The sequence below is a fragment of the Rhizobacter sp. J219 genome (assembly GCF_024700055.1).
Classification (GTDB): Bacteria; Pseudomonadota; Gammaproteobacteria; order Burkholderiales; family Burkholderiaceae_C; genus Rhizobacter.
Map to the genome: position 1 here is coordinate 2,487,089 of NZ_JAJOND010000001.1, position 23,602 is coordinate 2,510,690.

20 protein-coding genes and 3 pseudogenes are annotated in these 23,602 nt (G+C 67.6%); 11 read left to right on the forward strand and 12 right to left on the reverse strand.

Translation table 11 applies throughout. The features are described 5' to 3' along the window. The first annotated feature begins 49 nt into the window (after positions 1-49). The 4 genes from bioB to LRS03_RS11375 all read left to right on the forward strand — a co-directional run bounded on the left by bioB (position 50) and on the right by LRS03_RS11375 (position 3,673). Positions 50-1,036: a biotin synthase BioB gene (gene bioB / locus LRS03_RS11360; protein WP_257825537.1), complete on the forward strand. Its 987-nt coding sequence runs from the start codon at positions 50-52 to the stop codon at positions 1,034-1,036. Then, entirely contained in the window at positions 1,033-1,884 is an 852-nt protein-coding gene (gene panB / locus LRS03_RS11365) for a 3-methyl-2-oxobutanoate hydroxymethyltransferase (RefSeq protein ID WP_257825538.1), read from the forward strand. The genes bioB and panB overlap by 4 nt, the downstream gene beginning before the upstream one ends. An 11-nt stretch (positions 1,885-1,895) precedes the next feature. Next, positions 1,896-2,729, forward strand: a complete 834-nt coding sequence (gene panC, locus LRS03_RS11370; protein WP_257825539.1) for a pantoate--beta-alanine ligase — start codon at positions 1,896-1,898, stop codon at positions 2,727-2,729. An 80-nt stretch (positions 2,730-2,809) separates the two neighbouring features. Then, complete coding sequence (locus LRS03_RS11375) at positions 2,810-3,673, forward strand: class I SAM-dependent methyltransferase (RefSeq protein WP_257825540.1); 864 nt, start codon at positions 2,810-2,812, stop codon at positions 3,671-3,673. A gap of 12 nt (positions 3,674-3,685) precedes the next feature. Here LRS03_RS11375 and LRS03_RS11380 read toward each other — a convergent pair whose 3' ends face one another. The 4 genes and pseudogenes from LRS03_RS11380 to LRS03_RS11395 all read right to left on the reverse strand — a co-directional run bounded on the left by LRS03_RS11380 (position 3,686) and on the right by LRS03_RS11395 (position 7,472). Next, positions 3,686-5,560 (reverse strand): ATP-binding protein, encoded by a 1,875-nt coding sequence (locus LRS03_RS11380; protein ID WP_257825541.1) that lies wholly within the window; start codon positions 5,558-5,560, stop codon positions 3,686-3,688. Between the two features lies 1 nt (position 5,561). Beyond that, positions 5,562-6,308 (reverse strand): response regulator, encoded by a 747-nt coding sequence (locus LRS03_RS11385; protein ID WP_257825542.1) that lies wholly within the window; start codon positions 6,306-6,308, stop codon positions 5,562-5,564. Between the two features lie 96 nt (positions 6,309-6,404). Further along, on the reverse strand, positions 6,405-6,857 hold the full coding sequence (locus LRS03_RS11390; protein WP_257825543.1) for a MaoC family dehydratase: 453 nt from the start codon (positions 6,855-6,857) through the stop codon (positions 6,405-6,407). Next, positions 6,854-7,472 (reverse strand): annotated as a pseudogene (locus LRS03_RS11395) (nucleotide-binding protein). Before LRS03_RS11395 ends, LRS03_RS11390 begins: the two are co-directional and overlap by 4 nt. 123 nt (positions 7,473-7,595) lie before the next feature. Here LRS03_RS11395 and kefF point away from each other — a divergent pair. The 3 genes from kefF to LRS03_RS11410 are packed head-to-tail and all read left to right on the forward strand — an operon-like array spanning position 7,596 to position 11,052. After that, positions 7,596-8,231, forward strand: a complete 636-nt coding sequence (gene kefF, locus LRS03_RS11400; RefSeq protein ID WP_257825544.1) for a glutathione-regulated potassium-efflux system oxidoreductase KefF — start codon at positions 7,596-7,598, stop codon at positions 8,229-8,231. Next, entirely contained in the window at positions 8,231-10,084 is a 1,854-nt protein-coding gene (gene kefC, locus LRS03_RS11405) for a glutathione-regulated potassium-efflux system protein KefC (RefSeq protein WP_257825545.1), read from the forward strand. Before kefF ends, kefC begins: the two co-directional genes overlap by 1 nt. Beyond that, positions 10,081-11,052, forward strand: a complete 972-nt coding sequence (locus tag LRS03_RS11410; RefSeq protein WP_257825546.1) for a M14 family metallopeptidase — start codon at positions 10,081-10,083, stop codon at positions 11,050-11,052. Before kefC ends, LRS03_RS11410 begins: the two co-directional genes overlap by 4 nt. Before the next feature lie 85 nt (positions 11,053-11,137). On the opposite strand, the gene LRS03_RS11415 is transcribed toward LRS03_RS11410, so the two are convergent. After that, entirely contained in the window at positions 11,138-12,292 is a 1,155-nt protein-coding gene (locus LRS03_RS11415) for an iron-containing alcohol dehydrogenase (RefSeq protein WP_257825547.1), read from the reverse strand. Between the two features lie 112 nt (positions 12,293-12,404). Between LRS03_RS11415 and LRS03_RS11420 the strand changes: the two genes are divergently transcribed. Then, a complete protein-coding gene (locus LRS03_RS11420) occupies positions 12,405-12,839 on the forward strand; it encodes a DUF1841 family protein (protein ID WP_257825548.1) in 435 nt (144 codons plus the stop codon). Between the two features lie 4 nt (positions 12,840-12,843). Here LRS03_RS11420 and LRS03_RS11425 read toward each other — a convergent pair whose 3' ends face one another. The 5 genes and pseudogenes from LRS03_RS11425 to LRS03_RS11445 all read right to left on the reverse strand — a co-directional run bounded on the left by LRS03_RS11425 (position 12,844) and on the right by LRS03_RS11445 (position 18,709). Further along, positions 12,844-14,268 (reverse strand): FAD-binding oxidoreductase, encoded by a 1,425-nt coding sequence (locus LRS03_RS11425; RefSeq protein WP_257825549.1) that lies wholly within the window; start codon positions 14,266-14,268, stop codon positions 12,844-12,846. A 1-nt stretch (position 14,269) separates the two neighbouring features. Beyond that, positions 14,270-15,025 (reverse strand): sulfite exporter TauE/SafE family protein, encoded by a 756-nt coding sequence (locus tag LRS03_RS11430; protein WP_257829491.1) that lies wholly within the window; start codon positions 15,023-15,025, stop codon positions 14,270-14,272. Position 15,026: 1 nt separating this feature from the next. After that, positions 15,027-16,603: pseudogene (locus tag LRS03_RS11435) on the reverse strand (ABC transporter substrate-binding protein). Between the two features lie 67 nt (positions 16,604-16,670). Then, a complete protein-coding gene (locus LRS03_RS11440; protein WP_257825550.1) occupies positions 16,671-17,912 on the reverse strand; it encodes a cyclic di-GMP phosphodiesterase in 1,242 nt (413 codons plus the stop codon). Positions 17,913-18,046: 134 nt separating this feature from the next. Beyond that, positions 18,047-18,709, reverse strand: coding sequence for a c-type cytochrome (locus LRS03_RS11445; RefSeq protein ID WP_257825551.1), 663 nt, complete (start codon positions 18,707-18,709; stop codon positions 18,047-18,049). A 166-nt stretch (positions 18,710-18,875) separates the two neighbouring features. On the opposite strand from LRS03_RS11445, the gene LRS03_RS11450 reads away from it, so the two are divergent. Both LRS03_RS11450 and LRS03_RS11455 read left to right on the forward strand, forming a co-directional pair. Beyond that, positions 18,876-19,718: an AAA family ATPase gene (locus tag LRS03_RS11450; RefSeq protein ID WP_257825552.1), complete on the forward strand. Its 843-nt coding sequence runs from the start codon at positions 18,876-18,878 to the stop codon at positions 19,716-19,718. 7 nt (positions 19,719-19,725) lie between these two features. Next, positions 19,726-20,316, forward strand: coding sequence for a GNAT family N-acetyltransferase (locus LRS03_RS11455; protein ID WP_257825553.1), 591 nt, complete (start codon positions 19,726-19,728; stop codon positions 20,314-20,316). Positions 20,317-20,383: 67 nt separating this feature from the next. Here LRS03_RS11455 and LRS03_RS11460 read toward each other — a convergent pair whose 3' ends face one another. Both LRS03_RS11460 and LRS03_RS11465 read right to left on the reverse strand, forming a co-directional pair. Continuing rightward, entirely contained in the window at positions 20,384-21,022 is a 639-nt protein-coding gene (locus LRS03_RS11460; protein ID WP_257825554.1) for a hypothetical protein, read from the reverse strand. A gap of 96 nt (positions 21,023-21,118) precedes the next feature. Then, a complete protein-coding gene (locus tag LRS03_RS11465; protein WP_257825555.1) occupies positions 21,119-22,288 on the reverse strand; it encodes a GGDEF domain-containing protein in 1,170 nt (389 codons plus the stop codon). Positions 22,289-22,396: 108 nt separating this feature from the next. Between LRS03_RS11465 and LRS03_RS11470 the strand changes: the two are divergent. Beyond that, positions 22,397-23,582: pseudogene (locus tag LRS03_RS11470) on the forward strand (vWA domain-containing protein). Positions 23,583-23,602: the final 20 nt, after the last annotated feature.

The window sequence follows — 23,602 nt, forward strand, 5'->3', positions numbered from 1 at the left end:
GGCGCATCTGGTTAGACTGCCGGCCGTACTCACCCACATGAGCTCTCGCATGCAAGAAACCGCCGTCCGCGTCCACCCTCGCAAGCCCGCCGCGCCAGCGGCTGCCAGCCGCTGGACGGCGGCCGAGATCGAGGCGCTTTTCGACCTGCCCTTCACCGAGCTGATGCACCGTGCGCAGACCGTGCACCGTGAGCATTTCGACCCGACCGAGGTGCAGCTGTCGACCCTGCTGTCGATCAAGACCGGCGGCTGCCCTGAAGACTGCAGCTACTGCCCGCAGGCCGCGCGCTACGACACCGGTGTCGAAGCCACCAAGATCATGGACTGCGACGCCGTGCTCGACGCGGCCAAACGCGCGCAAGCCGCCGGTGCCACCCGCTTCTGCATGGGCGCCGCCTGGCGCTCGCCGAAAGACCGCGACATCGAGAAAGTGGCCGAACTCGTCAGCGCCGTGAAGTCGCTGGGCCTGGAAACCTGCGCCACGCTCGGCATGCTGGAAGACGGCCACGCCGAGACGCTGCAGCAGGCCGGCCTCGACTACTACAACCACAACATCGACACCGCGCCCGACAAGTACGGCGACATCATCAGCACCCGCCAGTTCCAGGACCGGCTCGACACCCTGCAGCGCGTGCGCGGCGCCGGCGTGAAGGTCTGCTGTGGCGGCATCGTCGGCATGGGCGAGACGCGCACCCAGCGCGCCGCACTCGTCGCCGAACTCGCCAACATGGATCCGTACCCCGAGTCGGTGCCCATCAACAACCTGGTGCAGGTGCCCGGCACGCCGCTGCATGGCAGCGAGAAGCTCGACCCGCTCGAATTCGTGCGCACCATCGCCGTCGCCCGCATCACCATGCCGAAGTCGCGCGTGCGCCTGTCGGCCGGCCGCCAGCAGCTGGGCGAAGCCGTGCAGGCCCTGTGCTTCATGGCCGGCGCCAATTCCATCTTCTACGGCGACAAGCTGCTCACCACCGGCAACCCCGATGTGCAGGCCGACCAGGAACTGCTGGCCAAGCTCGGGATGACCACCTCATGAGCGGCGCCGAGCAATCGCTGTACGGCAGCGGCACGGCGGCGCCGAAAGAGCGCAAGCCCGTCACGCTGCATCGCATCCGCGAAATGCAGGCTGCCGGTGAGCCCATCACCATGCTCACCTGCTACGACGCGAGCTTCGCCAAGCTGCTCGACGCGGCCGGTGTCGACACCCTCCTGATCGGCGACTCGCTCGGCATGGTCCTGCAAGGCCGCAGCAGCACGCTGCCGGTCACGCTGGAAGAAACCGCGTACCACATCCGCAGCGTGCAGGCGGGCAATCGCAACGCCTTCGTGCTGGGCGACATGCCCTTCGGCAGCTACCAGGAATCGAAAGAGCAGGCGATGCGCAGCGCCACCGTGCTGATGCAGGCCGGCGCGCAGATGGTCAAGCTCGAAGGGGGCGGCTGGACGACCGAGACGGTGCGCTTCCTCGTCGAGCGCGGTGTGCCGGTGTGTGCACACCTCGGCCTCACGCCGCAGTCGGTGCACGCGATCGGCGGCTACCGCATCCAGGGCAAGAGCGCCGATGGCGCGGCCACGCTCAAGCAGCACGCCAAGGAGCTATCGGACGCGGGCGCGGCGATGTGCGTGCTCGAGCTCGTGCCCGCTGCGCTCGCGAAAGAGATCACCCAGAGCGTCGCGATGGCCACCATCGGCATCGGCGCCAGCAGTGCTTGCTCGGGCCAGGTGCTGGTGCTGCACGACATGCTCAACGTCACGCAGGGCAAGCTGCCGCGCTTCGTGCGCAACTTCATGGATGGGGCCCCGAGCATCAAGGCGGCTATCGAAGCCTATGTGGCTGCGGTGAAATCGCGCAGCTTCCCCGACGACGCCACCCACGGCTACTGAGCAATCACGAGATGAAGGTCCTGCACACCATCGCCGAACTGCGCGCCGCCTTGCCGGGCCCGCAGTCCTGTGCTTTCGTGCCCACGATGGGCAACCTGCACGAGGGCCACCTTGCGCTCGTGCGCCAGGCCAAGGCTCACGGCCTGCCGGTGGTGGCGAGCATCTTCGTCAACCGGCTGCAGTTTGCGCCGCATGAAGACTTCGACCGTTACCCGCGCACGCTGCAGCGAGACGCCGAACTGTTGCAAGGCGCCGGCTGCGACCTCGTCTTCGCGCCCGACGAGCGCGAGATGTACCCGCAAGCGCAAACGTACAAGGTGCACCCCGACCCGGCGCTGGCCGACATCCTCGAAGGCCACTTCCGACCCGGCTTCTTCGTCGGCGTGGCGACGGTGGTGATGAAGCTATTCACCATCGTGCAGCCCAAGGTGGCCGTCTTCGGCAAGAAGGACTACCAGCAGCTGATGGTGATCCGCCGCATGGTCGAGCAGTTCGCGCTACCCATCACCATCGAAGGTGGCGAGACGCGCCGTTCCGACCAGGGCCTCGCGCTCTCGTCGCGCAACGGCTACCTGAGCACGGCGGAGTTGAGCGAAGCCCTGGCCCTGAGCCAGGCCCTGCGACAACTCGCCAACGCCTACCGGGCCCAGCCGGTCGCCCTGGCCACGCTCGAAGCCGACGCCTGCGCGCGCCTGGCGGCGCGCGGCTGGCAGCCTGACTACCTCACCGTGCGCAGGCGCAGCGACCTGCAGCCGCCCACGGAGGCCGACGCGGCAGGCCCTCTGGTCGTGCTGGGAGCCGCCCGACTCGGCACCACGCGCCTGATCGACAACCTGGAGTTCTGAACTCGGCGTTCTCCCGAACGGTCTTTTGTCTTTTGCGCGCTAGAGTGCCGCGCAGAGGGAACAAGCCACAGGGAGGGCACATGCCCGCGTTGATCGAGAAGTGCCCCAACCAGTGTCCCGAGCCATTGGTGCCATCGGGGCTGGTGGTTCCCGGGGGTGAGCTGAACCGCTGCAACGCTTGCGGGCAATTCGTGTCCGCCTGCGATGCCGGTCATCTGCACGAAGCCAACAAGGAGTGGGACCGCTACGAAGGCACCTGGCCCTCTCCGCGCGATACCGCACGCTTCCAGCGCCGCCGCAAGCGCGACTTCCAGCTCATCTCGAAACTCGTCGGGCGGCCTTGTGCCGGCATGCGACTGCTCGACGTCGGCTGCTCCAACGGCGCCGTCGTGGCAGCGGCGCAGGCCTTCGGATTCGAGGCCGAAGGTGTCGACACCGCCGAGCTGGCCATCATCGACGGCAGGAAAAGGGGGCTGAATCTGCACTGCGGCTTCCTCGCCGACGTGACGTACGAAGACGCCCGCTTCGACGCCATCACCCTCTACGAAGTGATCGAGCATGTGCCCGACTCATACGCCCTCATCGCCGAATGCGCACGCCTGCTCAAGCCGCAAGGCGTGCTGCTGATCGGCACCGGCAACGCGAACAGCTGGACACGCATGATCCGCAAGGGCCGCTGGGACTTCCTCAACAGCCATGTGGGCCATGTGAACTTCTTTTCGCCGGAGTCGCTCAAGGTGCTGGCCCCGCGCGTTGGCCTGGAGGTCGCCCGCGTGGACACACACTCGGTCAAGCTCAAGGAACAGGGCGAAACGCGCCGGTGGGTGTACCGGCTGATCAAGCTGGGCACCGAGATGCTGAACCTGCCGGCAAGCCTGCTCGGCAAAGGCCACCAGATGGAGGTCTATCTCCGCCGGCCGCTCCGGCCTGCAGCCGCCGCCTGAAGGCGGACGGCCTCAAGCCGAGGCCGAGCGCACGCCAAGCTTGAAGCCGATCATCGCCCGCAGCTTGTTGGGCACCACCGGCTTGATCAGCAGATGGAAGTCGTGCTCGGCGGCTTCGCCATCGTGCTGCGTCATGGTCGAGCCGGTGACCATGATGGCGGGCACCGTGCGGCCGAAGCGCGACCGCAGCGCATCGATCACCTGGATGCCGGTGTGACCCTGCTCCAAGCGGTAGTCGACGATCAGCAGGTCGGGGCATTCGCTGGTCGGGTCGGCGTTCTGCGCCCACGCGCAGCTTTCCTGGGCCGTCTCGAACGACGCCACCCGCGCCCCCCAGCCTCGCAGAAGCACCTCGAGGCCGCCCCGCACCGCAGGCTCGTCTTCCACGACGACGATGAAGCGGTGGTCGAGTGTGAGGCCGATGGGCAGCTTGCCGCGCACGTCGCTCGGCTCGCGAACACGCGGTGCCTTGCCCGGAGGCAACTCGAACGAAAACACCGAGCCGCGCCCCGGCACCGAGCGCAGGCTCAGCGGCGACTGCATCAAGCCCGCCAGGCGTTTGACAATCGCGAGGCCGAGGCCCAGGCCCTTGCGCTGCTGCGGGCTGAGCGCCTCGCTGTAGGGCACCTGGTAGAACTCTTCGAAGATGTGCTCTTGCTCGCGCTCGCGGATGCCGACACCGGTGTCCCACACCTGCAGCATCAGGCGCCCGTTGCGGCGGCGGCAACTCACGAGCACGGTGCCGTCGTTGGTGTAGCGGATGGCGTTGGACACCAGGTTGCGCAGCACACGCTCCACCAGCACCGGGTCGGCATAGAGGTTGTGCTGCGCGCCGCGGAAGCGCAACGCGAGGCCTTTCTCGAAGGCGACCGGCTCGAAATGCAGGCGCAGCTTGCGGAAGATGTCACCCACATTGAAATGCTCGGGCGTCACGTCGACGCCGCCGGTGTCGATGCGGGTGATGTCGAGCAGCTCGGAGAAGAGGCCCTCCAGCGCGTCGACCGAGCCGTTGATGCTGGCCACGAGCTGGGTCACCTCTTCGTCGTGGCTGCGCTGGCGCAGCGCTTCGGCGAAGAGGCCCATCGCATGCAGGGGCTGGCGCAGGTCGTGGCTGGCCGCGGCAAAGAACTGGGTCTTGGCGCGATTGGCCACCTCGGCCTCCTGCCGGGCCGCTTCGGCCGCGGCCTTCTCGGCGCGCAGCTGCAGCGTCAGCTGGTCGAGCCGCACCTTGATCTGCACCAGGCCTTCGTTGTTGCGGCGGTACAGGCGCGCCAGCATGATGGTGATGCCAAAGATCACGAGCAGATAGGCCGCAAGCATCAGGTCCGTCGTGTCGCCGGGCAGCGCCACCCGCACCACCAGCGGCGTGAGGCACAACGCGCAGAACTCGTAGAAGGTGTTGTGCTGGGGCGAAAGGATCTGCATCCCCGCCATGCAGTAGCTGTAGATCGTGAGGATGAGGATCAGCCGCTCGCTGGCACCGCCATAGGGGTAGAAGAACCAGGCGGCAATGCCCCACAGGCACCCGGCCACGAGCGTGGTCCCGCGCCAGGCCTGGTACCAGCGCAGAAGCGCGGCGGACTCGTTGCTGCGGCGCTTCTTGAAGCCACGGTACATGAAGGAACGCACCACGCCCAACAGGCCCAGGGCGACGAGCCACGCGACCATGCCCGCTCGCGGGACGATCGACCAGAACTGCGAGACGGTGACCAGGACGCCCACGACCATCGCGACCGTGGTGATGGGCAGGTAGGCGTAGATGTCGACCACCCGTTCGGCAGAGGCCTGGTCGTCGAACATCGCGCGGGTGGCCGGGTCGAAGCCCGCACCGCCGCCCTGCACCTCGCCCAGTGGCGCGGATTTTTCCGGGCTCTGGGCAAACTGCATGTCAGGTGGCGTGGCCGTTGCGCAAGACCGAGAAGTCGCCGTGCTGCTGGATCATCTGGCCCACCGCCAGCACGGCCTGGGTGCGCGAACTCACGTTGAGCGCACGCAGCACGGCGGCCACGTGGTCCTTGACCGTCTCGACCGAGAGGCCGAGTTCGCGGGCGATCAGCTTGTTGGGGTGGCCCTTGAGCAGCAGGGCCAGCACGTCGGTCTGGCGCGGCGTGAGCCCGAGCGACGCCAGGCTCGGCTGCTTCTGGAAGCCAGCCTGGCTCGCCTCCTGGCTGACCACGTTGAGCGGGCCGGGGGCCGTCGGGGTCGCATCGGTGCGGCGCCGGCCGGTCACGGGGGACTCGCTCGACATGCTCATCGTGGGCACATAGATGCCGCCCGACATCACGACGTGCAGCGCCTCGAAGAGGGTCTCGTTCGTCGCGCGCTTGGGCACGAAACCCATGGCGCCGAGGTCAATGGAGCGGATGACGTCGCTCGCACGGTCGGAGGCCGACACCACCACCACCGGCAACGCCGGGTAGCCGGAGCGGAACTCGGTCAGCAGGTCGAAACCGTTTTCGTCGCCCAGCTGAAGGTCGAGCAGCACGAGGTCGAAATCGTCGTCTTTCTGCAGGGCCTCGCGTGCGGCGCGGCCACTGCCCGCACCGACCACGTTGACATGGTCGCCAAGGCCTTTGATGACCGTCTGCAGCGCAGACAGGATCAGCGGGTGGTCATCGACCAGCAACACCTTCATCGTTTCCCCCGGGGTTTTTTGCAGCCGGCATCGTATGCGAGCCGGGGGGCGCACCCACACCCTCCGAATGGGGAAGGTGCGTGCAGTGTCAGCGCTTCACGCGTAACGACGGGCCAGCGATTCAGCCACGCACACCGGCTTGTCGGAGCCTTCGCGCTCCATCGTGCACTCGACCGTCATCTGGGCGCCACCTTCCAGGGGGATGTACTCAATCAGCTTGAAGCGGCCACGCACCTTGCTGCCGGCCGGCACGGGCGATGGGAAGCGCACCTTGTTGAGGCCGTAGTTCACGCCCATGCGCGTCTCGTTGACGCGGAAGGCCTTGGCGGTCATCTCGGGCAGGAGGCTCAGGGTGAGGAAGCCGTGGGCGATCGTCGTGCCGAAGGGACCGCTCTTGGCCCGCTCGGGGTCGATATGGATCCACTGGTGGTCGCCGGTCGCATCGGCGAACTTGTTGATCTGCTCCTGCGTGATCGTCATCCACTCGCTCACGCCCAGCTCCTGGCCGACGAGGGGTTGCAGGTCAGAGATCTTCTCGAACGTTCTCATGCATTGATCCAGGTGATGAGGGGTTGCCATTGCTCCAGGTCACGCTCGACCCGGCTCGGCGCCACGTCCCACAGGGTGAGCCCGCGTGCGGCCAGGTGAACGTAGTTTTGAGTGTCGCGCAGGAAGGTGAGCACGGGCGTCTCCAAGGTGCCAAGGAAGCTGCGCAGCTGGTCAGCCGAAATCGTGCCCTCGCGGATGCGCATGCCCACCACGCCGATCTGGACCTTTTCGCTGCGGCGGCTGCCCATGAGTCTCGCGGATGAAGGCATGCGTGGCGTGGATGTCGAAGATGCTCGGCTGCAGCGGCACGATCACCTTGTCGGCGATCTTCATCACCTGCTCCAGCCGCTTGTTGTGCAGTCCGGCGGGCGTGTCGAGCACCACGTGCGTCGTGCCTTTGGGCGGGCGCACGATCTCGTCCTGCGCCACGTCCCACCCGGTGATCTGGGGCAAACCCTCGGGGCGTAGCTTGAGCCAGGTGCGGGCCGACTGCTGCCGGTCCACATCGCCCAGCATCACCGCGTGCCCCTGGTGGGCGAGCAGCCCTGCGATGTTGGTGGACAGGGTGCTCTTGCCCACCCCGCCCTTCGGATTGGCGACCACGATCACCGGCATGCTTTTATCCCCTTGATGTGCCTTGAGGGTGGCGCGGAACCTGCAGCCCCGCACCGCAGACGCTGTTTGCGGTTATGTTAACGGGCGCTTCTGCACGCCCCCTCAAGACTTACCCACCATTTCATGGCCGACGCGACAGACATCCTGGTGATCAGCGCCCACCCGCAAATGGAGCTGTCGCGCGTGAACCGGCAGCTGCACGAAGCGGCCAGCTCGGCAGAGCGTGCGCAGGTGCGCGACCTCTATGCGCTCTACCCCGACTACCTGATCGACGTGGCCACCGAGCAGGCCGCGCTGGCCGCCGCGCAGCTCGTGGTGTGGCTGCACCCCATCCACTGGTACCACATGCCCCCGCTGATGAAGCTGTGGATCGACGAGGTGTTCACCTACGGCTGGGCCTACGGGCCGGGTGGCACCGCGCTGCAGGGCAAGGACCTCTGGCTCGTCGCCAGCACCGGCGGTCCCGAGGACTCGTACCACCCGAGCGGCTACAACCGCTACCCCTTCGACGCCTTCCTGCCGCCGTACGAGCAGACCGCCACCCTGTGCGGCATGCGCTTCCTGCCGCCGATGGTGCTGCACGGCGCGCACCGCGCCAGCACCGCCGAGCTGAAGACGCAGGCCGACACCTTGCGAGAGCGCCTGGCCAGCTACCCCGACTGGCCCGAGCTGGAAGGCCTGGAGCCCTGCCTTGCCTGCGAGGTGCCCCCGTCCGCACGGCCACCGAGCGTGGCCCCGCTGCCGCTGGAGGCTGCCTGATGGAACATGGCGGCTGGCTCACCGGTACCCTGGTTTACCTCGCCGCCGCGGTGCTCGCGGTGCCCCTGGCCAAGAAACTCGGGCTCGGCTCCATCATCGGCTACCTCGCGGCTGGCATCGCGATCGGCCCCTGGGGCCTGCGCCTGGTGACCGACCCGCAGGACATGCTGCACTTCGCCGAGTTCGGCGTGGTGCTGATGCTCTTTCTCGTCGGCCTCGAACTCGAGCCGCGCCGGCTGTGGTCGCTGCGCAAGCCCATCTTCGGCTGGGGCAGCGTGCAGCTCTTCGGCTCTGCGGCACTGCTGCTGGCCCTGGGCGTGGTGGCCGGCGTGCCGTGGCAGATCGCGACGGTGGCCGCGCTCGGCCTGGCCATGTCGTCGACCGCCATCGGCCTGGGCGTGCTGGCCGAGCGCAACCTGATGGCCACGAGCGGCGGGCAGGGCCTGCTCAGCGTGGCGCTGCTGCAAGACATCGCGGCCATCCCCATCCTCGCGCTCGTGCCCCTCTTGGCCGCCAGCACCAGCCAGGCCGACGGCAACGCCTGGATCGGCGCCGCCAAGGCAGTGGGGGTGATCGCGACCATCGTGCTCGGTGGGCGCCTGCTGCTGCGCCCCGCCCTGCGCTGGATCGCCCGCAGTGACACGCCCGAGATCTTCACCGCCGCCTCGCTGCTGCTGGTGGTGGCCACCGCGGCGCTGATGCAGGCGGTGGGCCTGTCGATGGCGCTCGGCGCCTTCCTCGCCGGCGTGCTGCTGGCCGAGAGCGAATACCGGCGCGAACTGGAAACCGACATCGAGCCTTTCAAGGGCCTGCTGCTCGGCCTCTTCTTCATCGCCGTGGGCATGAGCATCGACTTCAAGGTCGTGATGCAGCAGCCGCTCCTGATCGCCGCCATCGTGTTCGCCTTCCTCGCGCTCAAGGCCGGCGTGCTGTGGGGCATGGGGCGTGCGATGCCGCTGCCAAAGCCAGAGCGGCCGGTGTTCATCATCCTGCTGGCGCAGGGTGGCGAGTTCGGCTTCGTGGTGTTCCAGACCGCCGCGCAGGCCGGCGTGATCGACGCGCCCACCTCCTCGCTGCTGGTCGCCGCGGTCGCGATCTCGATGCTGCTCACGCCGCTGCTGCTGGTGGCGGCCGACAAGTGGTGGATCCCGCGGCTCGCCCAGCACAAGCAAGTGCAGATGGACGAGATCCACGAGCCGCAGCACGCGCCGGTGATCATCGCCGGCTTCGGCCGCTACGGGCAGATCGTCGGCCGGCTCATCTTTGCCAACGGCATCGCCGCCACCGTGCTCGACCACGATGCCGAGCAGGTCGAAGGCGTGCGCCGCTTCGGCTGGCCGGCCTTCTATGGCGACGCGACGCGGCTCGACCTGATGCGCACCGCCGGCGCCGACCAGGCGCACGTGCTGGTGGTGGCCATCGACGACGTGGAGCAGAGCCTGAAGGTCGTCGACATGGCGAAGGAGCACTTCCCGCACCTGCACATCGTCGCCCGCGCCCGCAACGTGACGCACTACTACGGCCTGCGCGAGCGCGGCGTGACCCTGATCGAACGCGAGACACTCGACTCGGCGCTGATGAGCGGCCGCAGCGTGCTGGAACTGCTCGGCTGGCAGCCGCACCAGGCGCGCAACCTCGCGCTGCGCTTCCGCAAGCACAGCATCGAGCTGCTTGAAGAGATGCGCCTGCACCAGGAAAACGAAGACCAGCTCATCGCCGTGGCCAAGCAGGGGCGCCAACAATTGGAGCAACTCTGGGCCAAGGAGCGCGAAGAGGCCCAGGCCCGCAAGCTGCGCACCGGCAGCTGGAGCCCCGAGGCTTCGTCGACGCCCGGCGAAGGAATCACCCCATGACCCCGACCACCCTGCGAACCCACAGCTTCCGCGCATTGCAACCCGGCAAGCGCCTGATCGTGCTCGGCGCCGTGCACGGCAACGAGACCTGCGGCACGCGCGCCATCGAGCGCATCCTCCCCGAACTCGACAGCGGAGCCCTCAAGATCGTGCGCGGCAGCGTGACCTTCGTGCCCATCACCAACCCCCTCGCCTACGCCCGGGGCCAGCGCGCCGGCGACCGCAACCTCAACCGCAACCTCAGGCCCAACCGGGCGCCGCAGGACTACGAAGACCGCATCGCCAATGCGCTGTGCCCGCTGCTCGCCGAGCACGAGGTGCTGCTGGATCTGCACTCCTTCCACACCGCCGGCCAGCCCTTCGCGATGATCGGCCCGGCCGACAACAGCGGCCCGCTCGAACCCTTCTCGCATGCCGCCGAAGAAGAAGCGCTCGCGCTGCGCCTCGGGCCGCGCCGCATCGTCGAAGGCTGGCTCGACACCTACGCCGCCGGCGTCAAGAACCGCCTGCAGCGAAGCGCCCCGAGCCAGCGCGCGCAGATGCTCAGCACCGACCCGAGCTACGGGGTGGGCACCACCGAATACATGCGAAGCCAGGGCGGCTACGCCATCACGCTCGAATGCGGCCAGCACCAGGACCCGAAGGCGCCCGAGGTGGGCTACCGCGCCATCCGCGTCACGCTCGCGCAATTGGGGCTGGTCGATGAAGCGCCGCCGCCGGCGCGCACCGACATCGAGTTCCTGCGACTGGCCGAGGTGACCGACCTCCACGACCCGGGCGACCGCTTCGCCAAGGCCTGGGCCAGCTACGACCCGCTGCGCGCCGGCGAGCTGATCGGCACGCGGGCCGACGGCACCGAGGTGCGCGCGCCGGCTGATGGCTTCATCGTGTTCCCGAACCCCGCGGCCCTCCCGGGCAACGAGTGGTTCTACTTTGCGTTGAAGAGCACGCGGGCTTTGAGAGCGTAAGCGGGCCGAGCGCCGGGCCGCTCCCAAGCCGGCCCGCATCCCCTCGGGGGATCGGCCGACGTACTCGTCGGCCGAGGGGCCGTCCTCAATACGCCGCTTCGAAGATCGCTTCAATCTCGGGCTGCGTCAGCTTGCGCGGGTTGGTCGCCCCCGAGCCGTCTTTCATCGCGTTGACCGCCATCAGCGGGAAATCCTCGCGCTTCACTCCCAGCTCGGACAGCTTGGCTGGGATGCCGACCGCACGCGCCAGGTCGTGCATCGCCTTCACCGCCGCGTGCGCCGCGGCCTCCACGCTCAGGTCCAGGGTGTTCACCCCCAGCGCGCGAGCCACCTCGGCCAGGCGCGGCGCACAGGCGCTCACGTTGGCCGCTTCCACGTGCGGCAGCAGCAGCGCGTTGCACACCCCGTGCGGCAGGTTGTACTGGCCACCCAGCTGGTGCGCCATCGCGTGAACGTAGCCGAGGAAGGCGTTGTTGAACGCCATGCCGGCGAGGAACTGCGCCGCCGTCATGTTCTCGCGCGCTTCGATGTCTTCGCGGCCGTTGGACACGGCGCGCGGCAGGTACTGGCCGATCAGCTTGATCGCGTGCAGCGCGCAGGCGTCGGTCACGGGGGTGGCGAGCTTGGAGACGTAGGCCTCGACGGCGTGCGTCAGCGCATCCATGCCGGTGGCGGCGGTCAGCGACGCGGGCATGCCGCGCATCAGCTCGGGGTCGTTGACCGAGATCAGCGGGGCGAGCTGGCGGTCGACGATGTTCATCTTCAGGTGCCTGGTCTCTTCGGTGATCACCGCGAAACGCGTGATCTCGCTGGCCGTGCCGGCGGTGGTGTTGATCGCGATCAGCGCGAGCGGCGCCTTGTTCACCTTGTCGGCGCCGCGGTAGTCCATCACCGTGCCGCCGTTGGTCGCGAGCACCGCGATCACCTTGGCGCAGTCATGCGGCGAGCCGCCGCCGAGCGAGATGATGCAGTCGGCCCCCGCCTGCTGCTGCGCCGCCAGGCCAGCGTTCACGTTCGACACCGTCGGATTGGGCTGCACGCCGTCGAACACCGTCACCGCCACGCCGCGCTCGCGCAACAGCGAGGCCACCTTCTCGGTGACGCCGAGCGCGGTGAGCGGCGCGTCGGTCACGATCAGGGCGTGCCGGTAGCCCCGCGACTGCACCAGGCTCATCGCGTCGGGCAGGCAGCCGGCGCCCATGATGTTTTCGGCGGTCATGAGGAATTGGCGGGTGGGCATGGTCGGGAGTCCTTGGGTTTTGGGAAGGCAAAGAGACGGAAGCCCGCCATTTTCCCAGAAAGTGCACGGCCGTTCGATATTTGGGTGGCACGCGAACCGTGACAATCCGGCCATGTTTGCGCCCTCTCAACACGACGTGCGCCGCTTCTTCTGCGACGCCCACCGCAAGCGCCGCGACGGCCTGCCGCTGACGCCAATGGAAACGGTCGCCGCCGACTGGATCCGCGAACACCCCGAGTACCACGCCGAACTCGACGACCTGGAGGCCGCGCTCGCCGCTGTCTACGACGTGGACGCCGGCCGCACCAACCCTTTTCTGCACCTGTCGATGCACCTGTCGATCAGCGAGCAGGTGAGCATCGACCAGCCGCGTGGCATCAAGCAGGCCTACGAGCTGCTCGCCGCGCGGCTCGGCTCGGTGCACGAGGCGCAGCACGAAGTGATGGAGTGCCTAGGCAAGATGATGTGGGAGTCGCAGCGCAGCGGCCGCCCCCCCGATGGCCATGCCTACATCGACTGCGTGCGGCGGCGGGCAACAGCGCGCTGATCGCTCAGAGGTAGCGGGCCCACATCGCGTTGGTGAGTTTGCCGGCCGGGTCCACACGGCGCTTGAGTACGCGCAGCTGCTCGGCCTCGGGGTAGGCGCGGTCGAACTGGGCCTGCGTGGCGTGGAGCTGGTACGGCAGGTAGTAGCGACCATCGTGCGCCAGCGCGAGGTCGATCAGTTCGCGCGTCCAGCGGCCGACGGCCTCTTGCGCCGACGCATGCACACGCTGCTTGTAATAGAGCACGAAGGAGAACACCTCCTCCTTGGCCCAGGGCAGCAGCGACAAGGCATCGGCCGGTGAGTGCCGCACCGAGATGTTGAGCGCCATCACGTCGTGCTTCTGCAGCACCTGGGCCATGCCGCGCGCAAAGGGCACCAAGTGGCGCACCGGAATGAAGTACTCCTGCAGCACGTAGGTCGAGAGGCTGCGCGTGCGTGGCTCCAGTTCGGCCACGTCGAGGCTGGCCTCGTGGTTGCGCCACGTCACCGCGGGGCTGGCGGTCAGCAGCGGGTGCAGGATGGACTTGCGCAGCTTCGCGCCCCCCGGCAGCTCGGTCAGCGCCCACACCACGTTCTGCTCCAGCGCATAACGCTCGCCGCGCGGCACCAGGCGCGCCGGTTCGGTCAGCGGCTCGTCGGTCTCGCGCCAGGTGATCGCCACCGGCAGGTCGAAGTGCGGCGGCAGCAGGTCAGCGTTGTGCATCACGCTGGCGGGGTCGCCGGCCACGGCATGCTGAAAGAAATCGGCATAGGCCTCGAGCGGCACCTTCTGCACGACGCGCTTCATGCGCAGGTTGCGCACGAGATCGAGTTCAACTTCGGTGATCGCGCCCACTGCGCCATAACCGCCGATCGCGGCCCGGAAGAGCTCGGGCCGCTGCGTGCGATCCGCCTCCACGATCGCACCATCGGCCAGCACCAGCTGGAGCGCCCGCACCGAATGGCCGACCCCGCCATGGCCGACGTAGCGACCGTGCGCATTGACCGACACCGCGCCGCCGACGGTGAAGTTGGCGTAGCTCTGCATGGTCTTGACGGCCAGGCCCAGCGGGTCGATCAGGTCCTGCAGGTCACGCCAGCGCATGCCGGCCTGCACACGCACGCACAGCGACTCGGGCTTGAGCCACACGAGCTGCTTCATCTCGCGCATGTCGACGTGCAAGCCATCGGCGATGGCGACCTGCCCACCCATGCTGTAGCGGCCACCGCCGATCGACACCCGGCCCGGCCAGGCGCGCAGCAGGCGCGACACCTCGACCGCCGAGCGAGGCACTTCGATGCGCGCCACCCTCACCGTGTAGAGGCCGGTGACGTTGGGCACCAGCAACTCGCGCGGTGTCTCGGCCCGGATGGGCGCCGCCGCCACCACGCCCGCGCCCACCAGCGCCTGGCAGAGCCGACGCCGCGCAAGCGAGGGTGTCGCGGCCATGTCAGCTCAGCCCGTCGTAGAGCAGCTTCGCACCGGCGAGGAACATGCCGCCGTAGGCGAGCCGGTAGAACCACACCGGACTGATGCGCCGCGTGAGCCGCACGCCGACCCACACGCCGATCGGCGCAAGCGGCATCAGCACCAGCGAGGTCGCGAGGTTGCGCCCGTCGAACAGACCCAGCCAGGCGTACGGCACGCACTTGGTCAGGTTGACCACCGCGAAGAAGACCGCCGTCGTCGCCGCCATCGTCAGAGGCGGCAGCCGCAGCGGCAACACGTAGGCGCTGATGGGCGGCCCGCCGGCATGGGCCACGAAGCTCGTGAAACCCGAAGCGACGCCGAGCGCGAAGCCCCATGGCTTCGAGGGCACGGCGGCTTCGGCCTTGGGCGGAAAGAAGAGTCGCTGCGCCAGAAAGAGCAGCGTCAGCGCCCCCACCACCGCTGCCACCGTCTTGACCGAGAGCACGCCGAACAGCGCCGTGCCCACGCCGATGCCCAGCAGGCCGGCGGGCAGCAGCAGCCGCAAGAGCGCGCGGTCGTGATGGCGCCACAGCTGCTGCAGGCCGGTGGCGTCCATCGCCAGCAGCAGCGGGAGCATGATCGCCGCCGCCTGCGGCACCGGCACCGACAGCGCCATCAGCGGCACGGCCAGCGCGCCGAAGCCGCTCAGGAAGCCGCTCTTGGCCAGGCCCGTGAGCAGCACCGCAGGGATCGCGACCGCGTAGAACGCGGGGTCGGTGATCAGGTCGAGGTCGATGTCACTTCACCGTGATCCAGCGCCACTCCAGCCAGTTGTCGGGGCGGTGCACCGCCTCCACGTTGGCACGTGCCGCCCAGGGGATCACCTGGCGGTGCAGCGGGATGTTGAGCACGAGTTCGTTGTGGCGGGCGAGTGCAGCCTTCACGGCTCTTCGCGCTTCTTCGGGTCGGCTTCCTTGCTGGAGGCGGCGGCCAGCTCTTCCAGCTTGGCGTCTTTCGCGTTGCCGAAGTTCCACGAGCCCACGCCGCCCTCGCCGCGCCCGCGCAGCACCGGCGTGAAGGTGGTCTCGGCATCGGTGATCGCGCCGCCCCAGCCCAGCATGTACATCGAGGTGTCGAGCTTCTGGATCTTGGGGAAGTAGGTCGAGCGCGGCATCGCGTTGACACGCACCTTCACGTTGAGTCGGGCCCACATCGAGGCGAGCGTCTGGCAGATCTCTTCGTCGTTGATGTAGCGATTGTTCGGGCAGTCGAGCGTGACCTCGAAGCCCTGCGGGTAGCCGGCCTCGGCCATCAGCTTCTTGGCGCCCTCCAGGGCGTAGGGCAGGCGCTTCTCGAGCGCCGGGTCGTTGTAGGTGCCGAGCGGCGACGGCGTGATCGCACCGGTGGGCACTGACTGGCCGCGCATCAGCTTGCTCTTGATGGTGTCGATGTCAATGGCCTGGTAGAGCGCGCGACGCACACGCAGGTCCTTGAAGGGGTTCTTGCCCTTCACGCTGCTGTAGAGCAGCTCGTCGCGGTGCTGGTCCATGCCGATGAAGACGATGCGGTTCTCGGGCCCGTCGATCACCTTCACGCCGGCCGTGCTGCGCAGTCGCGGCAGGTCTTGCGGCGCGGGGTCGAGCACGAGGTCGATCTCGCCCGAGACGAGCGCGGCCACGCGTGTCGCATCGCTCTTGATCGGGGTGTAGACGACCTCCTGCACGTTGCCGTCGAACTTGCCCCACCAGGCGGTGTTGCGCTTGTAGACGGTCTTCACGTCGGGCTGGCGCGAGACGAGGACGAACGGGCCTGTGCCATTGGCATGGAAGGAGGCGTAGCCCTCTTCCTTGTTCTTGAAGTCGATCGGCCGGGTGGCCTTGTGCTTCTCGGCCCACACCTTGCTCATGATGGGCAGCAGGCTGATGTGCTGCAGGAAGATGGGGTTCACCGAGGCGAGGTTGAACTCGACAGTGAGGTTGTCGACCTTCCGCGGCTTGCCCACCGCATTCGCATAGACGCCGATGTCGGAGGTGGCCTCGGCGGCGCGCTGCACCGAGAACACCACGTCGTCGGCCGTGAACGGCGTGCCGTCGTGGAACTTCACGTTGGGCCGAAGCTTGAAGCGCCATTGCAGCGGGCTCACCTGCGTCCACTCGGTGGCGAGCACCGGCACGAGCCCCATCTTCTTGTCGCGGTTGACCAGCGTCTCGTAGACCTGGCCGTTCATCGCGTTGGTGAGCAACTCGTTCTGCGAGTAAGGGTCCATGGTCTGCGCATCGCCTTGCGAGGCCCAGCGCAGCGTCTGTGCAGAGGTGGACGTGGCCGCCGCCACGAGACAAAAGATCGACCCAACAAACGACAGGCTGCGTTTCATGTGCGCTCCCACGGTCAGAGGAAGCGGCGAGTTTAGGAGGCTTTGCGGCCGCAGCGCTCGCGAAGGGTCAGGCGGTGGCGCCGTGCAGCTTGAGGCTTTCCGGGCCGGCCCACAGCTCGTCGAGGTGGGTGAATTTCCATTGCGCGTTCGACTCGCGCGCCGCGATGCGGTCGCTGCAGGCGCTGCTCGACAGGTCGAGCAGCTCGGGCGTGATGTGCAGTTGCGAACGCGTCGAAAAGAACACCTTCACCTTGGGCGACACGAGCGACTGCGGGTTCTGCTCGCACACCACCGCGAGACGCCCCGACTGCATGCGCACCAGCGACCCCACCGGGTAGATGCCCAGGCTGCGCACGAAGGCCTGGAACACCGTGTCGTCGAAATGCCCGCCGCGCCATTCGGCCATCTTGCGGATGGACTCGGCCGGGTCCCAGCCGTTCTTGTAGGGGCGGTTGGAGGTGATGGCGTCGTAGACGTCGCAGACCGCCCCCATCTTCGCCAGCATCGAGATCTGCTCGCCGCGCAGGCCGTGCGGGTAGCCGCTGCCGTCGATCTTCTCGTGATGGTGCAGGCAGACATCGAGCGCACCCTCGGTGGCTGAACCGCCTTCGCGCAGCATCTCGTAGCCCCGCAAGGGGTGGGCCTTCATGACCCTGAACTCGGCGTCGGTCAGCTTGCCGGGCTTGTTGAGCACCTCGGTCGGCATCACCGCCTTGCCCATGTCGTGCAGCAGGCCGGCGAGACCCGCGTCGCGCGTGGCAGCATCGTCCATGCCGAGCTGGCGCGCCAGCGACACCATCAGCGCACACACCGCCACCGAGTGCATGTAGGAATAGTCGTCGTGGGTCTTCAGGCGCGCCAGACTGATCATCGCGCTCGGATTGCGGTACACGGAGCCGGCGATCTCGTCCACCAGCGGCAGGCATCGCTCGGCGTCGACGGCATTGCCGAGCCGGGCGTCGTTGAAAAGCGCGGCAACCGCCGCCTTGGACTTGGCCACCACGAGCGCCGCGCGCTTGACCTCCTGCGACATGCCGGTGGCCTGCGTCAGCAGCGCCGGCGCCACGGGCTTGGCCGCCGGGGCAGGGGCCGGATTGGCAGAAGTGGGTGCCGGCTCGGGCTCGACGTCCCGGCCCTTGCTGCTGTCGATCCAGCAGGCCTGCACGCCCGAGGCGATGAGCTTGTCGAGGTCACCCTGCTCGCGCAGGACGAACTTGGTCTTCCAGAACGGGTGGTCCAGCCATGAGCCCTCGAGTGCATGGAGGTGCATGCCGAGGCGGAGCTGTTGGATTGGAATCTTCTTCAGCATGGGGCGGCGGGCTGTCCGGCTGTCCCGAGCTAATCGGCGGCTCGGGGCAAAACTTGACGGCTTGCGCTCCGTGACGCGCACAAACAAAAACGCCGCTGGGACCCCAGCGGCGTTTTGCGTGACGTAAGCCCGTTTCAGCGGAAGCGCGACTGCGGCACCGTGTGCAGGTCGCTCGGCAGCGATGCCAGGTAGTTGGCGATCTGCTTCAGCTGCGCCGGCGTGAAGGGCTGGGCCATGCCGGCCATGATGGCGTTGGCGCGGCCGACGTTCGGGTTGTTGGCGGTCTTGTAGGCCTTGAGCGCGACCAAGAGGTAGTCGGCGTGCTGGCCGGCGATCTTGGGGTAGGTGCCGTCGATCGGCTTGCTGTAGTTGTCGCCGTGGCAGCTTGCGCAGTTGCCCTGGGTCAGCAGCTTGGCGACCTCGGGGCTGGGTTGCGGCAGGGCCTGGGTCTGGCTGGCGACCGGGGCGGCCTTGCCCTGCTGTTCGTAGAAGGCGGACAGGTCGGCGATGTCCTGGTCGGTCAAGCTGCCGGCGATGCTGCGCATCGTGGGGTGCTTGCGCTCGCCCTTCTTGTAGGCATTCAAGGCGGAGGCGATGTACTTGGCACCTTGGCCCGAGATCATCGGCACCTTGTGAATCTCGGGGAAGCTGGCCTGGTAACCCGGGATGTTGTGGCAGCCGATGCACATGGCGGCCTTCTTCTGCCCTGCTTCGGGGCTGGCCTTGACGTCTTGCGCCTGAGCGCCGGCGGCGACGAATGCGGCCAGGGCAACGATCGAGGAAAGCAGTTTCTTCATGGTTCTGCGGGAGCTGGGGGCTTCGAGGTGACCGCGGATTATAGGGACCCGAAAAGGTGCCTCCCGCCACGGCGAAACGGGGCTGGACGGTGTCATGTGGCGGACAGCGCCTCGCTGGGAGCGGCTTATATACTGGCCCGTCACCCCTCTCCACCGGCTGCGCCCCATGAAATTCCAAGGTTCCGAGAACTACGTCGCCACCGACGACCTGATGCTGGCCGTCAACGCAGCCGCGACCCTGAAACGCCCGCTGCTGATCAAGGGCGAGCCCGGCACCGGCAAGACGATGCTGGCCGAAGAGGTGGCGCAGTCGCTCAACATGCCTTTGCTGCAGTGGCACATCAAGAGCACCACCAAGGCGCAGCAGGGCCTGTACGAGTACGACGCGGTGAGCCGCCTGCGCGATTCGCAGCTGGGTGACGAGAAGGTCAAGGACATCCAGAACTACATCGTCAAGGGCGTGCTGTGGCAGGCCTTCACCGCCGACCAGCCGGTGGTGCTGCTGATCGACGAGATCGACAAGGCCGACATCGAATTCCCGAACGACCTGCTGCGCGAGATCGATCGCATGGAGTTCTACGTCTACGAGACGCGCGAACTCATCAAGGCCAAGCACCGACCGCTCGTCTTCATCACCTCCAACAACGAGAAGGAACTGCCCGACGCCTTCCTGCGCCGCTGCTTCTTCCACTACATCAAGTTCCCCGACGCCGCCACGATGAGCCGCATCGTGGAGGTGCACTTCCCCAAGCTGCGCAAGGAGCTGTTGTCGGCCGCGCTGAAGAACTTCTACGACGTGCGCAACCTGCCCGGCCTGAAGAAGAAGCCCAGCACCTCGGAGCTGCTCGACTGGCTCAAGCTGCTGGTGGCCGAAGACATTCCGCTCGAAGTGCTGCAGAGTAAGGACGAGAAGGTCTCGGTGCCGCCGCTCGTAGGCGCGCTGCTGAAGAACGAGCAGGACGTGTCGCTCTTCGAGAAGCTGGTCTTCATGCAGCGCCATAACCGCTGACCGGCCGATGGCGTTTGCCGAACCCGTCACGCTGAGAGGCCAGCACGCCACGCTGGAACCACTCTCGCTGGCCCACGAGGCCGAGGCCATCGAGGCGGTGAAAGACGGCGAGCTGTGGACGCTCTGGTACACGAGCGTTCCGTCGCCCGAAGAGATGCGGGCCGGCATCGAGCGCCGCCTCAAGCTGCAGGAACGAGGCTCCATGCTGCCATTCGCCGTGCGCAATGCCGACGGCCGTCTGGTCGGCATGACCACCTACATGAACATCGACGCGCCCAACCGCCGCGTGGAGATCGGCTCCACCTGGACGGCGAAAAGCGCCCAGCGCAGCCCGCTCAACACCGAGTGCAAGCTGATGCTGCTGACGCACGCCTTCGAGCAGCTCGACTGCATCGCGGTCGAATTCCGCACGCACTTCTTCAACCAGCAGAGCCGCCGCGCGATCGAGCGCCTGGGCGCCAAGCTCGACGGCATCCTGCGCAGCCATCAGCTCACGCCCAATGGCGCGCTGCGCGACACCTGCGTCTACAGCATCATCGCGAGCGAATGGCCGGCGGTGAAGGCGCACCTGCGCTTCCAGCTCCACAAGCCGCGCTGAGCGGCTTCCAGATCACTGCCGCGCTGAGCGGCTTCCACCATCACTGCCGCGTTGACCCGCGGTCCCCCTACAGCGGCAGGCTGAGCGACAGGCCCACCCGCGGGTCGACCCACCCCGGCACATCGGGCAGGCGGCGCGCGCCGAGGTCGATCGACAGCCGCCGCGGCACGATCCACCAGCGCCCGCCGACGCGGTGCGCTTCCGTTCCGAGTTCCGACCCGGCCCATTCGGCGAACAGCACCCCGAGCTTGCTCGGCTGCCAGACGCTGCTGACGGTGGCCCGGCTGCGCTGCACGCCGGTGTGTTCCAGCCCGATGCTGGTCTGCAGCGCCAGCCGGTCGTGCAACTTGACGAGACCGCCCATCGCGAACGCAGCACGCTCGGCCTTGGGGCTGCCGGCCGCCTCACTGCCGCGCAGGCCCGACCAATCGAGGCGGAACGCCGCCAGCAGCGACGACACGCGCAGCCCGGTGAGCGAGGTGAACTCGGCCTTCATCACGCTCGGGCCGACGTCGGACGGCCGGGCGCGCGGCGCCTCAACCTTCCACCGCGCACTTTCGGCCTGGCAGCGGCCCGACAGGCCCGCCTCGAGCTGCACCGGCGATGCGTCGCCGAACGGCGTGACCGGGCAATCCGGCGTGGCCCAGGCCGCCCCGCAGGCGGCGAGCGCCAGCGTTGCACACCATCGGGAGAGCAGCATCGCCATGATGGACGGGATGATGCGGACAACATCCCGGCGCTGTCATGCGCGCCGCGCCGGTTTTGCGTGATTGATTTCGCGCGAAGGCCACCTGCGGCAGGCTCAGGAGCCCAACTCGAAACGATCGCGCCCCAGCGACTTGGCGCGGTACAGCGCCGCATCGGCACGCTTCAGCAGCGACGCCACCTCGTCTTGCGGCCCGCGCCAGGCCGCGACGCCGATGCTCACCGTCAGGCTCATGCTCTCGCCCTGCCAGGCCCACGGGCGGCGCAGCAGCGCGTCGCGCAGGCGCTCGGCGGCACTGAGCGCCTCGGTGGAGGCCGTGCCCGGCAGCAGCACCACGAACTCCTCGCCGCCGAAGCGGCCGATGCGGTCCACGTCGCGCATCTGCGCTTTCATGATCTTCGCGAGATGCCGCAGTGCATCGTCGCCCGCCGCGTGGCCGAAGCGGTCGTTGATGTCCTTGAAGTAGTCGGCGTCGATCATGAGCACCGAGAACGGGCGCTGGCTGCGCACCGCACGCCGGGCTTCGTCGTGCAGCTGCTCGTCGATCGCGCGACGGTTGAAGACATCGGTGAGACCGTCGAGCCGCGAGAGCCGGCGAAGCTCGGCCATCAGGCGCATGCCCACCAGCGCCACCAGGGCGAGGTGGAACACCAGCGCCGTGACCAGAAACACCACCGCCGAACCGATGTTGAGCGAGTTGTTGACCGCCAGCTCGGCCACCACCGTGTCGGGCGCGACCACCGCCCGCGCGCTGCGCGCGGCAAACACCATCGCCCCCAGCAAGAGCGGCAACGCCAGCCAGGGGCCGAAGGCCAGGCCCAGGTCACGGCGGGCGTAGACGTGGATGTTCCAGGCCGTGAGCGCACACAGGAGGGCCACCAGCCCCGAGACCGTGGCCACCCGCAACGCCCCGTACTGGGGCGCCAGCCCGACCCACGACACCGCCACCACGGCCCCCACCAGCAAGGCGTAGGCCCACCACGGCGCCGAGCGGCCGGTGAACTGGCGAACGCCGCGCTCCATCAGCACGATGCCGATGGCCACGCAGATGTTGGCCACCGCCCGCAGTTCCTCGCTCTTGGTCTGGCTGGCGCCGATGAAGATCACCACCGAGGCGCCCGTCAGCAGGGCGTAGCAGGCCCACTGAAGCGCCGAGCGGCGGTCGATCGGCACGACGGCGGCGCCAATCGCCCAACCGAGTGCCAGCACGGCCTGCTGGCACGCCACCATCAGAAAGGCAATCTCGGTCGCAGACAAGGTGGGCATGGAGCGTGGGGGACAGCCGGCAAGCGGCGACCCTTATAGCATTGGGCGTTCCAAACCGCTAAGGTGGGTTTGCGCCCGCCAACGGGAGCCTTGACAGAGAATGCCGCCATGCTGATCGACTTCTTCTACACCCTGCGCGCCGCCAAGCTGAAGGTCACGGTCCCCGAGTACCTGACGCTGCTCGAAGCCATCAAGGCCGGCGTGATCGACGACGACGCCGGGCCGACGGTCGACAAGTTCTACCACCTGTCGCGCGCCACGCTGGTGAAGGACGAAGCCCAGTACGACAAGTTCGACCGCGCCTTCGCCGCCTATTTCAAGGGTGTGGAGATGCTGGCCGACTTCAGCCAAGACATCCCGCTCGACTGGCTGCGCAAGAAGCTGGAACTCGAACTCAGCCCCGAGGAAAAAGCCGCCATCGAGAAGATGGGCTGGGACGAGCTGATGGAAACGCTCAAGAAGCGCTTCGAGGAACAGAAGGAGCGCCACGAAGGCGGCAACAGGATGATCGGCACCGGCGGCACCTCGCCCTTCGGCGCCTACGGCTACAACCCGCAGGGCATCCGCATCGGGCAGGACAAGAGCCGCAACAAGAGCGCGGTGAAGGTCTGGGACCAGCGCCAGTTCAAGGACTACGACGACCAGCTGGAAGCCTCGGCACCCGCAACATCAAGGTCGCGCTGCGCCGCCTGCGCCGCTTCGCCCGCGAGGGCAACGACCTCGAGCTCGACCTCGACGACACCATCCACAGCACCGCGGCCAACGCCGGCATGCTCGACATCAAGATGATCCCCGAGCGGCACAACAAGGTGAAGGTGCTGCTGCTGATGGACGTGGGCGGCACGATGGACGAGCACATCCACCGCGTGGAAGAATCTTCTCCGCCACCAAGAGCGAGTTCAAGCACCTCGAGTTCTATTACTTCCACAACTGCGTCTACGACTTCATGTGGAAGAACAACCGCCGTCGCTACAGCGAGAAATTCTCCACCTGGGACGTGATCCGCAAGTACAACAAGGACTACAAGCTCATCTTCGTCGGCGACGCCACGATGAGCCCCTACGAGATCCTGCAGCCCGGCGGCAGCGTCGAATACAACAACGAGGAGCCCGGCGCCGAATGGCTGCAGCGGCTCACCAACGCCTTCCCCAAGTTCGCCTGGATCAACCCCGAGCCGCAAGGCGTGTGGAGCTATCGCCAGAGCATCTCCGTCATCCAGCAGCTGATGAACCAGCGCATGTTCCCGCTCACCCTGCAGGGGCTCGAAGGGGCCATGCGCCTCCTGAGCAAATGACGCGCGGCCAATGACCTGTT

Excerpts from the sequence above, each read along its gene's own strand:
- LRS03_RS11445 (WP_257825551.1), bottom strand. The coding sequence starts at position 18,709 with ATGAAGAAACTGCTTTCCTCGATCGTTGCCCTGGCCGCATTCGTCGCC.
- kefF (WP_257825544.1), top strand. The coding sequence starts at position 7,596 with ATGGCCGACGCGACAGACATCCTGGTGATCAGCGCCCACCCGCAAATG.
- LRS03_RS11455 (WP_257825553.1), top strand. The coding sequence starts at position 19,726 with ATGGCGTTTGCCGAACCCGTCACGCTGAGAGGCCAGCACGCCACGCTG.
- LRS03_RS11465 (WP_257825555.1), bottom strand. The coding sequence starts at position 22,288 with ATGCCCACCTTGTCTGCGACCGAGATTGCCTTTCTGATGGTGGCGTGC.
- panB (WP_257825538.1), top strand. The coding sequence starts at position 1,033 with ATGAGCGGCGCCGAGCAATCGCTGTACGGCAGCGGCACGGCGGCGCCG.
- LRS03_RS11460 (WP_257825554.1), bottom strand. The coding sequence starts at position 21,022 with ATGGCGATGCTGCTCTCCCGATGGTGTGCAACGCTGGCGCTCGCCGCC.
- LRS03_RS11420 (WP_257825548.1), top strand. The coding sequence starts at position 12,405 with ATGTTTGCGCCCTCTCAACACGACGTGCGCCGCTTCTTCTGCGACGCC.
- LRS03_RS11385 (WP_257825542.1), bottom strand. The coding sequence starts at position 6,308 with ATGAAGGTGTTGCTGGTCGATGACCACCCGCTGATCCTGTCTGCGCTG.
- LRS03_RS11390 (WP_257825543.1), bottom strand. The coding sequence starts at position 6,857 with ATGAGAACGTTCGAGAAGATCTCTGACCTGCAACCCCTCGTCGGCCAG.
- LRS03_RS11380 (WP_257825541.1), bottom strand. The coding sequence starts at position 5,560 with ATGCAGTTTGCCCAGAGCCCGGAAAAATCCGCGCCACTGGGCGAGGTG.
- LRS03_RS11375 (WP_257825540.1), top strand. The coding sequence starts at position 2,810 with ATGCCCGCGTTGATCGAGAAGTGCCCCAACCAGTGTCCCGAGCCATTG.
- LRS03_RS11415 (WP_257825547.1), bottom strand. The coding sequence starts at position 12,292 with ATGCCCACCCGCCAATTCCTCATGACCGCCGAAAACATCATGGGCGCC.
- LRS03_RS11410 (WP_257825546.1), top strand. The coding sequence starts at position 10,081 with ATGACCCCGACCACCCTGCGAACCCACAGCTTCCGCGCATTGCAACCC.
- bioB (WP_257825537.1), top strand. The coding sequence starts at position 50 with ATGCAAGAAACCGCCGTCCGCGTCCACCCTCGCAAGCCCGCCGCGCCA.
- LRS03_RS11425 (WP_257825549.1), bottom strand. The coding sequence starts at position 14,268 with ATGGCCGCGACACCCTCGCTTGCGCGGCGTCGGCTCTGCCAGGCGCTG.
- kefC (WP_257825545.1), top strand. The coding sequence starts at position 8,231 with ATGGAACATGGCGGCTGGCTCACCGGTACCCTGGTTTACCTCGCCGCC.
- LRS03_RS11440 (WP_257825550.1), bottom strand. The coding sequence starts at position 17,912 with ATGCTGAAGAAGATTCCAATCCAACAGCTCCGCCTCGGCATGCACCTC.
- panC (WP_257825539.1), top strand. The coding sequence starts at position 1,896 with ATGAAGGTCCTGCACACCATCGCCGAACTGCGCGCCGCCTTGCCGGGC.
- LRS03_RS11450 (WP_257825552.1), top strand. The coding sequence starts at position 18,876 with ATGAAATTCCAAGGTTCCGAGAACTACGTCGCCACCGACGACCTGATG.